The sequence below is a fragment of the Dokdonia sp. Hel_I_63 genome (assembly GCF_007827285.1).
Taxonomy (GTDB): domain Bacteria; phylum Bacteroidota; class Bacteroidia; order Flavobacteriales; family Flavobacteriaceae; genus Dokdonia.
In genome coordinates, this window is record NZ_VISD01000001.1 from 1,440,838 (window position 1) to 1,456,089 (window position 15,252).

5 protein-coding genes are annotated in these 15,252 nt (G+C 37.2%); all 5 read left to right on the forward strand.

The genetic code is table 11. From position 1 onward, the window contains the following. Positions 1–155 precede the first annotated feature (155 nt). The 5 genes from rpoB to JM84_RS06495 all read left to right on the forward strand — a co-directional run bounded on the left by rpoB (position 156) and on the right by JM84_RS06495 (position 15,250). Positions 156–3,977 carry a DNA-directed RNA polymerase subunit beta gene (rpoB, locus tag JM84_RS06475; protein WP_186439102.1) on the forward strand — a complete coding sequence of 1,274 codons (3,822 nt, stop codon included), beginning with the start codon at positions 156–158 and terminating at the stop codon, positions 3,975–3,977. A 96-nt stretch (positions 3,978–4,073) separates the two neighbouring features. Next, complete coding sequence (gene rpoC, locus JM84_RS06480) at positions 4,074–8,375, forward strand: DNA-directed RNA polymerase subunit beta' (RefSeq protein ID WP_144783281.1); 4,302 nt, start codon at positions 4,074–4,076, stop codon at positions 8,373–8,375. A 650-nt stretch (positions 8,376–9,025) separates the two neighbouring features. Then, a complete protein-coding gene (locus tag JM84_RS06485; RefSeq protein ID WP_144783283.1) occupies positions 9,026–12,628 on the forward strand; it encodes a CheR family methyltransferase in 3,603 nt (1,200 codons plus the stop codon). Positions 12,629–12,635: 7 nt separating this feature from the next. After that, positions 12,636–14,843, forward strand: coding sequence for an ATP-binding protein (locus tag JM84_RS06490; protein ID WP_144783284.1), 2,208 nt, complete (start codon positions 12,636–12,638; stop codon positions 14,841–14,843). Next, a complete protein-coding gene (locus tag JM84_RS06495) occupies positions 14,843–15,250 on the forward strand; it encodes a response regulator (protein WP_144783286.1) in 408 nt (135 codons plus the stop codon). Before JM84_RS06490 ends, JM84_RS06495 begins: the two co-directional genes overlap by 1 nt. The last annotated feature ends 2 nt before the right edge of the window (positions 15,251–15,252 follow it).

A 15,252-nucleotide genomic window follows, 5' to 3' on the forward strand; every position in this document is an offset into this window, starting at 1 on the left:
ACTTCTTCGGGAGTACGATTATACCTAAACCATTTGTCGTATAAGATGGTTACCTTTTTTGTAACTCGATATTTACTTGATTTTAATCGTACATAATAAATCATATTTAAACTTGCTAAGGGGCAAGTTTAGTTCTAATCAAATTCCGTTCGTTGATGATGCAAGATGCAAAACAAGGAGAAAGAATCAGTTTCTCATCGGTAAAGAATAGACCTGATTATCCAGACTTTTTGGATATTCAAGTAAAGTCTTTCCAAGATTTTTTCCAACTGGAAACAAAGTCTGATGAGAGAGGTGATGAGGGTCTTTATAATACTTTTCTCGAGAACTTCCCAATTACAGATACTCGTAACAACTTTGTACTCGAGTTTTTAGATTATTTCGTTGACCCACCAAGGTACTCTATTCAAGAGTGTATTGAACGTGGTCTTACATATAGTGTGCCTTTAAAAGCACGTCTAAAATTATACTGTACTGACGAAGAGCACGAGGATTTTGAAACTATTGTACAAGATGTATATCTAGGTACAATTCCATACATGACTCCTAGCGGAACATTTGTGATCAATGGCGCAGAGCGTGTTGTTGTTTCTCAACTACACCGTTCACCTGGAGTTTTCTTTGGACAATCGTTCCACGCAAATGGAACAAAATTATATTCTGCCCGAGTAATTCCTTTTAAAGGATCTTGGATAGAATTTGCGACAGATATTAATAGCGTTATGTACGCATATATCGATCGTAAAAAGAAATTACCTGTTACTACACTTTTCCGTGCAATCGGTTTTGAAAGAGATAAAGATATCCTTGAAATCTTTGACCTTGCAGAAGAAGTAAAAGTTTCTAAAACAGGATTAAAAAAATATTTAGGTCGTAAGCTTGCTGCTCGTGTTCTTAACACATGGCATGAAGACTTCGTAGATGAAGATACTGGTGAAGTAGTTTCTATCGAGCGTAACGAGATTGTTCTTGACCGTGATACCGTATTAGAAAAAGAGCATGTAGAAGAAATTCTTGAAGCTGGAGCTAAGACTGTATTACTTCACAAAGAAGATAATCAGCAAGCAGATTATGCGATTATCCATAATACACTACAAAAGGATCCAACAAACTCAGAAAAAGAGGCTGTTGAACATATCTATAGACAACTACGTAATGCTGAACCGCCAGATGAGGAAACAGCACGTGGTATTATTGATAAATTATTCTTCTCAGACCAACGCTATAATTTAGGTGAAGTAGGCCGTTACAGAATGAATAAAAAATTAGGTCTTGATATTGAGATGGATAAGCAAGTGCTTACTAAGCTTGATATTATTACCATTATTAAGTATTTAATTGAGTTAATCAATGCAAAAGCAGAGATTGATGATATTGATCACTTATCAAACCGTCGTGTACGTACAGTTGGTGAGCAATTATCTGCACAATTTGGTGTAGGTCTTGCACGTATGGCTCGTACTATACGTGAGCGTATGAACGTTCGTGATAATGAAGTTTTTACTCCTATTGACTTGATTAATGCAAAGACATTGTCTTCTGTTATTAATTCTTTCTTTGGAACAAACCAGTTATCACAATTTATGGATCAAACCAATCCTCTTGCAGAGATAACGCACAAGCGTCGTCTTTCTGCTCTTGGACCTGGAGGTCTATCTCGTGAGCGTGCTGGATTTGAGGTACGTGATGTTCACTATACTCACTATGGAAGATTATGTCCAATTGAAACACCAGAGGGACCAAACATTGGTCTTATTTCATCTCTTGCGGTATATGCAAAGGTGAATAACATGGGATTCATTGAGACTCCATATAGAAAAGTAGAAAACGGTAGAATCGATTTAAAATCTGAACCACTTTATTTAAGTGCAGAGGAGGAAGAAGGGATGTTAATTGCACAAGCAAACAACCCGATGGATGATAGTGGGGCAATTACTGAAGAAAAAGTAATTGCACGTATGGAAGGGGATTTTCCTGTTGTAGATCCTGATACCGTACACTATGCAGATGTCTCTCCTAACCAGATTGCATCTATATCTGCATCTCTTATTCCATTCTTGGAGCATGATGATGCAAACCGTGCACTGATGGGATCAAACATGATGCGCCAGGCAGTACCACTTATTATGGCAGATGCGCCTATCGTGGGAACAGGTCTGGAACGTCAAGTAGCTACAGATTCTAGAGTACTTATTAACGCAGAAGGTGCGGGTACTGTTGAGTATGTAGATGCAAACATGATTACTATCAAGTATGATCGTACTGAAGATGAGCGTTTAGTTAGTTTTGACGAAGATTCTAAATCATATAACCTTATTAAGTTCCGTAAAACGAACCAAGGAACAAATATCAACTTGAAGCCTATTGTAAAAGTAGGTGATAGAGTAGAAAAGGGTCAAGTATTATGTCAAGGGTATGCTACCGAGAAAGGGGAGCTTGCACTAGGACGTAACATGAAGGTTGCCTTCATGCCTTGGAAAGGGTATAACTTTGAGGATGCGATTGTAATATCTGAAAAGGTAGTACGTGATGATATTTTTACTTCTATTCATATTGATGAGTATTCTCTTGATGTGCGTGATACTAAGTTAGGAAACGAAGAGCTTACTAATGATATCCCTAACGTTTCTGAGGAAGCTACTAAGGATCTTGATGAGCACGGAATGATCCGTATAGGAGCAGAGGTAAAACCTGGAGATATATTAATAGGTAAGATTACTCCAAAAGGAGAATCTGATCCTACTCCAGAAGAAAAACTTTTACGTGCAATCTTTGGAGACAAAGCTGGTGATGTAAAAGATGCTTCTCTTAAAGCTTCACCTTCTTTACATGGTGTGGTTATCAATAAGAAGTTGTTTGCAAGAGCAATAAAAGATAAGCGCAAGCGTGCAAAGGATAAAGAAGATATCGCTGTTCTTGAGAATGAGTATGATGATAAGTTTGATGATTTACAAGCTGTAGTAATTGAAAAATTATTTAAGCTAGTAAACGGTAAAACTGCTCAAGGTGTTATGAATGATTTAGGTGAGGAAGTTCTTCCTAAAGGAAAGAAATTCACACTCAAGATGCTTAACTCTGTAGAAGATTACACGCACCTTACGCAAGGTACTTGGACTACAGACGATAAGACTAATACACTTATAGCAGATTTATTACATAACTATAAGATTAAAGAAAACGATCTACAAGGAAACTTACGTCGTGAGAAATTTACAATTTCTGTAGGAGATGAATTACCAGCTGGTATTATCAAACTTGCAAAAGTGTACATTGCCAAAAAACGTAAGCTTAAAGTAGGTGATAAAATGGCAGGACGTCACGGTAACAAAGGTATCGTTGCTCGTATCGTTCGTCAAGAAGATATGCCATTCCTTGAGGATGGAACTCCAGTAGATATCGTTCTTAACCCACTTGGTGTACCATCTCGTATGAACATCGGGCAGATTTATGAAACGGTACTAGGATGGGCTGGTCAAAAATTAGGAAGAACGTATGCGACGCCTATTTTTGATGGAGCTACATTAGATCAGATTAATGCACTTACTGATGAGGCAGGTATTCCACGTTTTGGACATACTTACTTATATGACGGAGGTACGGGAGATCGTTTTGATCAACCAGCAACAGTAGGAGTTATCTACATGCTTAAACTAGGACACATGGTAGATGATAAGATGCACGCGCGTTCTATCGGACCATACTCTCTTATTACGCAACAACCTCTTGGAGGTAAGGCGCAGTTTGGAGGTCAACGTTTTGGTGAGATGGAGGTTTGGGCTCTTGAGGCATATGGAGCTTCGGCAACATTGCGTGAGATCTTAACTGTAAAATCTGATGACGTGATTGGTCGTGCTAAGACGTATGAAAGTATTGTAAAAGGAGAGCCTATGCCAGAGCCGGGACTTCCTGAATCTTTCAACGTATTGATGCATGAGCTTAAAGGACTGGGACTAGACATTCGTCTAGAGAATAAGTAAATGGTTTTTGGAAAGCGGAGTCTTTTGAGGTTCCGCTTTCGCGAAAGCGTAACAATAACCATTCACAACAATAATTAATTCGACATATACAGAATTATGGCAAGAAATAATGATAATGTACAACAGCCGAAGTTTAATGCTATCTCGATCGGTCTTGCGTCTCCAGAATCTATTCTAGGGGCATCAAGAGGAGAAGTTTTAAAGCCGGAAACAATAAACTACCGTACGCACAAGCCAGAGCGTGACGGGTTGTTCTGTGAGCGTATTTTTGGTCCTGTAAAGGACTATGAGTGTGCTTGTGGTAAATATAAAAGAATACGCTACAAAGGGATCGTGTGTGATCGTTGTGGTGTTGAAGTAACAGAAAAGAAAGTACGTCGTGATCGCGTGGGGCACATTAATCTTGTGGTTCCTGTTGCACACATTTGGTACTTTAGATCGTTACCTAACAAAATAGGTTACTTACTTGGTCTTCCATCTAAGAAATTAGATATGATCATTTACTACGAGCGTTATGTGGTTATACAACCAGGTATTGCAAAGAGTGAAGAAGGTGAGGAGCTTAACAAGATGGATTTCTTAACAGAAGAGGAGTATTTAAATATACTTGATAGTCTTCCTCAAGAAAACCTATATCTTGATGACGAGGATCCAAACAAATTTATCGCCAAAATGGGTGCTGAGTGTTTGATCGACCTTCTTAAAAGAATTGATCTTGATGAGCTTTCTTATGAGTTACGTCACAAGGCAAATAATGAGACGTCTAAACAACGTAAAACGGAGGCGCTTAAACGTCTTCAAGTTGTAGAGGCACTTCGTGATTCAAACAAGAATCGTGAGAATCAACCTGAGTGGATGATTATGAAGGTTGTACCAGTAATTCCACCAGAATTACGCCCACTAGTGCCACTAGATGGAGGTCGCTTTGCAACATCAGATTTAAATGACCTCTATCGTCGTGTAATTATACGTAACAACCGTCTTAAGAGATTGATGGAAATCAAGGCTCCTGAGGTAATTTTACGTAACGAGAAGCGTATGCTACAGGAATCTGTAGATTCACTTTTTGATAACACTCGTAAGTCATCTGCAGTTAAAACAGATTCTAACAGACCATTAAAGTCTCTTTCTGATTCTTTAAAAGGTAAGCAAGGGCGTTTTCGTCAAAACTTACTTGGTAAGCGTGTGGATTATTCAGCACGTTCTGTAATTGTTGTTGGACCTGAGCTTAAATTGTTTGAATGTGGTATTCCTAAAGGAATGGCTGCAGAGCTTTATAAGCCATTTGTAATCCGTAAGCTTATTGAGCGTGGGATTGTAAAGACAGTAAAATCAGCAAAGAAAATAATAGACAAAAAAGAGCCAGTAGTTTGGGATATTTTAGAGAATGTTCTTAAAGGACACCCTATCCTCCTTAACCGTGCTCCTACGCTTCACCGTCTAGGTATACAGGCCTTCCAGCCTAAACTTATTGAAGGTAAAGCAATACAGTTACACCCATTAGTATGTACAGCATTTAACGCCGATTTTGACGGTGACCAGATGGCAGTACACTTACCATTGGGACCTGAAGCGATTCTTGAGGCGCAGTTATTAATGCTTGCTTCTCATAATATCTTAAACCCTGCAAACGGTGCTCCAGTAGCAGTACCTTCTCAGGATATGGTATTAGGTCTTTACTATATGACAAAGGCCAGAAAATCGACTCCAGAATTTCACGTTAAAGGAGAAGGAATCACTTTCTACTCTGCTGAAGAGGTAAATATTGCCTACAATGAAAAGCGTGTAGATATTAATGCTATTATTAAAATCCGTGCTAAGGATTTTAATGAAAATAAAGAGCTTGTTTACAAAGTGATGGAGACGACTGTAGGTCGTGTTCTCTTTAACGAAGCTGTGCCGGAAGCTGCTGGATATATTAACGAAGTACTGACTAAGAAGTCTCTTCGTGATATTATTGGTGGTATTCTTAAAGTGACTAGTGTACCTGTAACAGCAGATTTCCTTGATCGTATCAAAACGATGGGTTATGGATTTGCATTCCGCGGTGGACTGTCATTCTCTCTTGGAGATATTATTATCCCTGCAGAGAAGCATGCTATGATTGACGAAGCAAACGAGCAAGTTGAAGGTATTACTGGATCTTATAACATGGGTCTTATTACTAACACAGAGCGTTATAACCAAGTTATTGATGTTTGGACATCAACAAACGCAACTCTTACGGAGCTTTCTATGAAGCGTATCCGTGAGGATCAACAAGGGTTTAACTCGGTATATATGATGCTTGACTCTGGAGCACGTGGATCAAAAGAGCAGATACGTCAGCTTACTGGTATGCGTGGTCTTATGGCAAAACCTAAAAAATCTAACGATGGAGGTGGTGCTATTATTGAAAACCCTATTCTTTCTAACTTTAAGGAAGGTCTTTCAATTCTTGAGTACTTTATCTCAACACACGGTGCTCGTAAAGGTCTTGCAGATACAGCCTTAAAAACGGCAGATGCTGGTTACTTAACCCGTCGTCTTGTAGATGTATCACAAGATGTTATTATTAATAGTACAGATTGTGGTACATTAAGAGGAGTAGAAGTAGCAGCTCTTAAGAAAAACGAAGAGGTTATTGAATCTCTAAGTGCACGTATAATAGGTCGTACATCTCTTAATGATGTTATCAACCCACTTACTAACGAAGTGATTGTTGAAGCAGGAGCAGAGATAGACGAAGATATAGCAGATCTTATAGGTGCTGCACCAATAGAAACTGTAGAGGTTCGTTCTGCGCTTACTTGTGAGGCTAAGAAAGGAATTTGTGTGAAATGTTACGGTCGTAACCTAGCAACTAATAAAACGGTGCAAATGGGTGAAGCTGTAGGAGTAGTAGCAGCACAATCTATTGGAGAACCAGGTACACAGCTTACGCTTCGTACGTTCCACGTAGGAGGGGTAGCAGGAGGCGTGTCTGAGGATTCTAGTGTAACAGCTAAATTCCCTGGACTACTTGAGATCGAAGATCTTAAGACTGTAACTGGACAAGATAACGAAGGAAACGATGTTCAAATCGTAATCTCTCGTACATCTGAAGCAAAAGTATCTGATCCTAAAACGGGTATCACATTAAGTACAAATACAATTCCTTACGGTTCACAAATATTTGCCAGCTCTGGTGATAAAGTGAAAGCTGGAGATGTAATCTGTAAGTGGGATCCATTTAACGGTGTAGTTATTTCAGAATTTGCTGGAAAAATTAAATTTGAGTCTATTGAGCAAGGTATTACATACCGTGTAGAAACAGATGAGCAAACAGGTTTCCAAGAAAAAGTAATATCTGAATCTAGAGATAAGAAGAAGATACCAACATTGATTATTGAGGATAGCAAAGGAAACGCGCTACGTTCTTACAACTTACCAGTAGGAGCTCACCTTATGATTGATGATGGAGATAAAATTAAAGAAGGTAAGATTCTCGTAAAAATACCTCGTAGGTCTGCAAAGGCTGGCGATATTACAGGGGGTCTTCCACGTGTAACTGAGTTGTTTGAAGCACGTAACCCATCTAACCCAGCAGTAGTATCTGAGATAGACGGTGTGGTTTCATTTGGTAAAATTAAACGTGGTAACCGTGAGATAATCGTAGAGTCTAAACTTGGAGAAATTAAGAAGTACTTAGTGAAGTTATCTAATCAGATTCTAGTTCAAGAAAATGATTATGTACGCGCAGGTATGCCACTTTCTGATGGATCTGTGACACCTAATGATATTCTTAATATCAAAGGGCCATCTGCAGTACAGCAGTACCTAGTAAACGAAGTACAAGAAGTATATCGTCTACAAGGGGTGAAGATTAACGATAAGCACTTTGAAGTTGTTGTGCGCCAGATGATGCGTAAAGTACGTATACAAGATCCAGGAGATACTATCTTCCTAGAGAATCAATTGGTACACAAAGCAGACTTCATTGAAGAAAATGATGCAATGTACGGTATGAAAGTCGTAGAAGACGCAGGAGAATCTGAGAGCCTTAAACCAGGTCAACTCGTTTCACCTCGTGAGCTTCGCGATGAAAACTCTTTACTTAGAAGAGAAGATAAGAATCAAGTTACAGCTCGTGATGTAAGTCCAGCTACAGCTTCTCCTATCCTTCAAGGTATTACAAGAGCATCGCTACAGACTAAGTCATTTATCTCTGCAGCATCATTCCAAGAGACAACAAAAGTATTAAACGAAGCTGCTGTAAGCGGTAAGATTGATCACTTAGAAGGTCTTAAGGAGAATGTAATTGTAGGTCATAAAATTCCAGCAGGAACGGGAATGCGTCGTTACGATAATATACTCGTAGGAAGCAAAGAAGATCTTGAGAATATGATGACTGAAAAGCAAGAAGTAAATTACAACTAGTATATAGTTTGAGTTTTTTAATCTTTTAAGAAACAAAAGCTTTAATAATGTTTAAAACCCGTTCAGCAACGCTGAGCGGGTTTTGTATTTTAATATGACTAATCATTGCTTAGATTATGTTCGTTTTTCCGTGTCAAGAGAAATGCGCATTAGACCATTTATGCTTTCGCGAAAGCGTAATTATTTTTATAATTTATAGTTGCATTAGAACGATTTCTATGATTTTTCACATCGTAAATGGTGATGAGTATTTACCACTATTTGAAGTAATGCTACTATTTTAATGTGAAAATCCTGTTATCAAATCACTCACCGAAAAGTTGAGAAGATCTGCAAGAATTTCAATGTGTAATGACCAATATGAAGGAATTATTTACTTTTTAATCCAGGCGCTACTAGACGTGTCTAGTGCTTTCGTTGTTAGTTTGACTTTTAGCCTTTTCATTTATATAATTGGACTAGAACGTGCTTTATTGAATAAAAGTTGAACACTTTTAAGTGAAAATAAGAATCATTATCTCATTTTTTTTCTGACATAAACGAAATGTTAATTTTAAATCGTAAATTTCTTAAACAAAACTTAATTTGAGATATTTAATATATCTTCGATCATTTTTTAGTACTTTTTTTTAGATTTAACCCCTACTTTTTTGGAAGATACACAAAATAAGAAGCATATAATTGTTGCTGTAGGAGCCAGTGCTGGTGGCCTAGAGGCTCTTAATGCCTTTTTTAATAATGTAGTAGAAAATTATGATTACAGTTATATAATCATACAACATTTATCGCCAGACCACAAAAGCCTCATGGCAGAGTTGTTGTCAAAAAAAACAAACGTTCCTATTGTCGCTGTTACAAATGACTCTGAAATCAAAAGAAGTCATATATATGTTATACCTCCTTCAATGAATCTCATCATTGAAAATGGACATCTTATTTTATTGAATAAACCAGTAGCCAAAACGCTCAATCTTCCTATAGATTTATTCATGAGTTCCCTTGCAGAAGCTTATGGAAAGGAAGCCGTAGGCGTTATATTGAGTGGTACAGGTAGTGATGGTACAAAAGGCGTGCAAGCTATCAAAGAACATGGAGGAGTTGTACTTGTACAGCAACCAGATGAGGCTAGCTTTGATGGGATGCCTACAAGCGCTATAAATAGTGGTGATGTAGACTATATTGTGCCCGCAGGAGAAATGATAGATGAAATACATCGCTATTTTAATAATGAGGATGTGTTTAATTTTAAGGAAGATATTTCTACAGAAGATAATGAACGTTTGCGTTCCATTTTAAATATCCTCCATACTAATACAAATATAAATTTCAATTACTACAAGCGTCCTACGATTCTGAGACGAACAGAAAGGCGTATGCAAAACCTTAAAATGGGTAGTTTTGATCAATATATAGCATATCTTAAAATTCATCCAGAAGAGGTTTCTGTGTTATATAAGGAGTTTTTAATAGGAGTCACAAAATTTTTTAGAGATACAAACGCGTGGAATTTGCTAGAAGCGGAGACCATACCAGGTATTGTAAGAAATAAAAGGGATGGAGATACTATAAAAGTTTGGGATGTGGCTTGCTCTACAGGAGAAGAGGCATATTCAATGGCGATGCTTTTTCAAGAAGAAATAGATCGTCAGGAAAAGGATATAAAGCTCAAAATATTTGCTACAGATATTTCTGAAGAGCACATAGCACTTGCATCTCAAGGAGTTTTTAGTAATACCATTGTTCAGAGTGTTTCTCCTAGTAAATTACAGAAGTACTTTGTTAAAGATGGAGAAGAATATAAGGTTGCTAAAGATCTTAGAAAGAAAATTATTTTTTCTAATCATGATATTTTAAAAGACCCTCCGTTTAAAAATATGGATATGGTCTCATGCCGTAATCTTTTAATTTACTTAAAACCAGAGGTGCAAACAGCGGTGCTGCATACATTACACTACGCATTAAAACTTAATGGATTTTTGTTTTTAGGTTCAAGTGAGTCTATAACGGCATTGCGTAACTCCTTTGAGACAATCAACGGGAAGCTTAAAATTTTTAAGAATATACATCCTTCGGAGAGATTGCATAGTGAGTTACTTACTTCAAATGCAGATAAGAGTAACTTCATGCTTTCGCGAAAGCAGAAAAAAACGGTAATTCACAAGAAAGAAACATTTACCAATGATATTAAAATGAGTATAAGCAATGTGCTTTTATCTCAATTTGATACTGCTAGTGTATATGTCGATGCAGACTTTAAAGTACTAGATGCTTTAGGTTCTTTTTCTAAGTATGCACAATTACCAGAAAGCGGTTTTTCTTTAGACTTACTAAAGATGCTTCCTGATAATTTGAAAACGGCAGTAAACTCGGCTGCGAGAAAAGCAAAGCGTTCTAAAAAAGACTTTATTTACAACGACGTGATTACCCCAAAGGCAGGTGCCGATACCGTTGTTAACGTACTGGTAAAACCTGTTTTTCAAAATAACACAGATGATTGCAACTACGTAATTACATTTATTGAAAAGGAATTAAATCCAGACTCAGCTGTAGCTCGTGGCACAATGAATCTTGCGGTAGCTCCAGACGAGCGTATTAAAGACCTTATAGAAGAGATAGAAGAAACAAGAGGAGAGCTTAAAAAAGCGCTAGAGGATGCAGAGACTAGTAATGAAGAATTACAAACGCTCAATGAAGAGTTGCTTGCCTCAAATGAAGAATTGCAGAGCACAAACGAGGAGTTGCAGAGTGTAAATGAAGAATTGCATACTGTAAATGTGGAGCATATTGAAAAAATGGATGATCTCGCATTGCTTAATGCAGATATGGACAATATTCTTAATAGTACTCAGATAGCTACAATCTTTCTAGATAGGCAACTTACAATTAGAAAATTTACACCTTCCATACAAGAACATTTCAAGTTAATGAAGCAAGATGTAGGGAGACCTATAGATCACTTCTTAACCCAGTTAGGAACAGGGAGAAAATCGTCACTTAGAAGTAAGATTGAAACTGTGATGAGTACAGGTGAGGTAAATGAAACACAAATTGATAAAAAAGGTGGACGCTCTTATATACGACGTATTTCTCCTTTCTATACAGGGACTAATAAAATAGAAGGATCTGTAATCACCTTTGTAGACATTACTAAAACGGTGGATTCACAAAAGAAATTAAAAGAAAGCCAGCAGAAGTTTAAAGATTTTTATGAAAATGATCCTGTGATGCATGTTAGTGTAGATCCTTCTACAGGACGTATTGTGGAATGTAATAAAATTTTCATCGAGACGCTTGGCTTAAATTCTCGTAGCGAAGTTGTAGGCAGGCGTATATTTGATTTCTATACAGACGATTCTAAAGCTAAAGGCCTTGGTCTCTTGGATGAGATTCAAAAAACTGGAGTGATAGAAGGTGAGCAAATGACCCTTATAGATACAGAAGGTAATGAGATTCCTATTATACTTAACTCTGAGCTGGTGATTCCAGAAGAAGGTAGCTCGTACTCACGTTCTACCTTAGTAAACATATCAGACTTGCAGCATGCACAGCAGTTAATGTATGATAAGAATGAAGAGTTACAACGCATAAATACAGACCTAGAACAGTTTGTATCTATATGTTCACATGATTTACAAGAACCTTTGGGTACGATACGCTTTAGTAGTGATGTTATTCTAAAGAAATTTGGAGATGATCTGGACCCTAAGGCTGCCGAATACTTAGGTTACATCTATGGTGCAGCGGGTAGAATGGCAAACCAAATCAAAGGACTTCTTGAGCATAGCCGCATAGGTCAAGAGCTAGAACGTACGGAAGTAAATGTTCAAGAACTTCTAGAGATTGTAAAGTACGATCTCGGTAAAAGACTGAGGGAGTGCGGAGGTAAAATACACCTTAGTAAAATGCCTACTATCCAGGCGTATAATACAGAGTTGAGACTGTTATTTCAGAACTTAATAGGTAACTCACTTAAATATTCAAAGCCAGATGTAAGTCCTGTAGTACGTATTTCATCTTTCGAAGATGAGGGGTACTGGACCTTTGTGATCAACGACAATGGTATAGGTATAGCCGAAGAAGATCTTGACCAGGTTTTTAAAATTTTTGGTCGTGCATCCACCCAGCATAAATATGAAGGTACTGGTGTCGGTCTTGCACACTGTGAGAAAATTGTAAAACTTCACGATGGCTCAATATGGGTAGACTCTCAGTTAAATGTAGGTAGTACATTTTATTTCAAAATTAAAAAATAAGTAAACTATGGGGAGTCCATCTACTTTATACCCAAAAAAGATTGACCTAACTAATTGTGATAAAGAACCTATACATCTCATAGGTCGTATACAATCTCATGCGATGCTTTTTGTGATAGATAGCTCATCTTTTGAGATATCACACATATCTGAAAATGTGATTTCTACGCTTTCGCGAAAGCGTGAAGAGTTTTATTCTAAGCGTCTTGAAGATGTGTTGGGACAAAATGGTACACTTATAGAAACATATATAAAAAGTAAAAATAAGACCTCTCTAGAAGTAACTATTGATGATAAACGTTATGTAGTAGTCACTCACCACAACAATCAATTAGTATATATAGAATTAGAGCCCATACAACAGCAAGAAAGTGCTCAATATATGCAACGCCAGTTATCTGAAATTATATCAGATTTAAGTGAGGCTGTTTCTGTCTCTGCAATGTGCGATAAAACAGCAAAACTCATTAAGGGTTTTACTGCATATGATCGTGTAATGATATACAAATTTGACGAAAACTGGAACGGTAAGATTATATCTGAGGCTCGTGAAGTGCACCTTGATAGCTGGATAGGCATGCATTACCCAGCGACAGATATACCGCAGCAAGCACGTAAACTGTTTTTAAAACAAGGCGTGCGTATCATTGCAGATGTTGCATCACAGACGGTTCCCGTTTATGCAAAGCCTAGTGCAGAAGATGAGCCAGTAGATTTAGGTCTTTGTGAGTCTCGAGCATCGTCTCCTATACATATAGAGTATTTGGAGAATATGAAAGTGGGAGCAACACTCACGGCAGCAATTGTGAGTGATGGAGAATTATGGGGTTTGATAGCGTGTCATCATTATAGTCCTAAGTTTGTAAACTATTATCAAAGACAAACAGTTAAATTTTTAACCCAGGTATTTTCTACGCAGCTCACATTAAGAGCGTCCAATGAAGTGCTCAGCCGTATTAACGTAACCTCTGCTATACGAGCTAGCCTTGTAGAGCAAATGAGTGATGGATGGGACGTGGCAAATGGTCTGACACAGAAGTCTACATCAATGCTCACTATTACAGAAGCTACGGGTGGAGCAGTGTTTTTAGAAAATAATGTGTCCACTGTAGGAGAGACTCCCAGTAATGAAGAAATTACAGCCTTAATAGACTGGATATATGACACCCAGATAGGCGATATATATACCACTCAAAATATTGCAGAAGAGTATGATAAGGGGGCGGCTTTCGCCAAAATAGGCTCGGGATTACTTTGTATTTTTATTGCAAAAGGAGAAAAGGATTGTCTTCTCTGGTTTAAACCAGAACTTAAACAAGTTATATCCTGGGGAGGTAATCCAGAAAAAGCAATGGAAGAAAAGGCGCAAAAACTAAGCCCTAGAAAATCTTTTGAAAAATGGAATAAAGAGCAAGTAAATACATCGCTTCCTTGGAAAGATTATGAAATAGCTTCTGCTCAAGCACTCAAAACTAGTATTTCGAATATTATTATAAGTAGGTATCAAGAGGTAAAACTTCTTAACGATAAACTTAAAGAAGCTTATAAAGAGTTAGAATCTTTTAGCTACAGTGTTTCTCATGATTTGAGATCTCCTTTGCGTGGTATAGATGGTTTTGCACAAATAATTAAAGAAGATTACTTTGAAACGCTGGATGAATACGGTCAAAAAGCCATTCAGACAATCATCGACTCTACAAGCAAAATGAATATGCTTATAGATGATATTCTTGCGTTTTCTGGAATTGGTAAAAACCAGATATCTATGGGAGTTTTTTCTATGAAAGATTTAGTAGAAGAGGTAGTTGCGTTTTTGCAAGTAGATGCCAAATATAAAAATGCACAGATCATTATTGATCCAAGTTTACCTGAAGTATTTGGGGATCGAGGAATGATTTTTCAATTACTTAATAATCTAATAGGTAATGCTCTCAAATATTCTCAAACCGTATTAAAACCTATTGTAGAAATAGGTTTTAATGTATGTGAATCTTCGGTGGTTTATTATGTAAAGGATAATGGGATAGGCTTTGATAATAAATATAATGAGAAAATTTTTGGAGTCTTCAATCGGCTTGTAAAAGACGAGTTTGAAGGCTCAGGAATAGGCTTGGCTATTTCGCAACGAGTTTTAGAAAAACATCAAGGTCGTATTTGGGCAGAAGGTAAGATTAATGATGGTGCGACATTCCATTTTCAACTACCTAATAGATAATGAAAGGATTAGTGATTTCTGTAGAAGATAACCCTACAGACAGTGCGTTAATGAGCCGTGTTTTTCAAAAGGAAATGCCTCTAGTTGAAGTACGCTTCATAGATGATTCTTTAGATGCTTTAGCATGGTTTAGGCAGCATAATAATATTTCCCCTATACCAAATTTAATATTATTAGATATAAAAATGCCTAGACTCAATGGCTTAGATCTATTAAAAGAAATAAGAAAAATTGAGCTATTTAGATATGTGCCTATTGTTATGATGAGCTCTTCAGATCAAATAAGTGATAAGGATATGGCTTATTTTAATGGAGCTAATAGCTACTTAGAAAAACCTAAGAATTATGCTGAATTAAAGGAACACATTCCTATTGTCGCCAAATATTGGTTAACATTAAATAAATAACT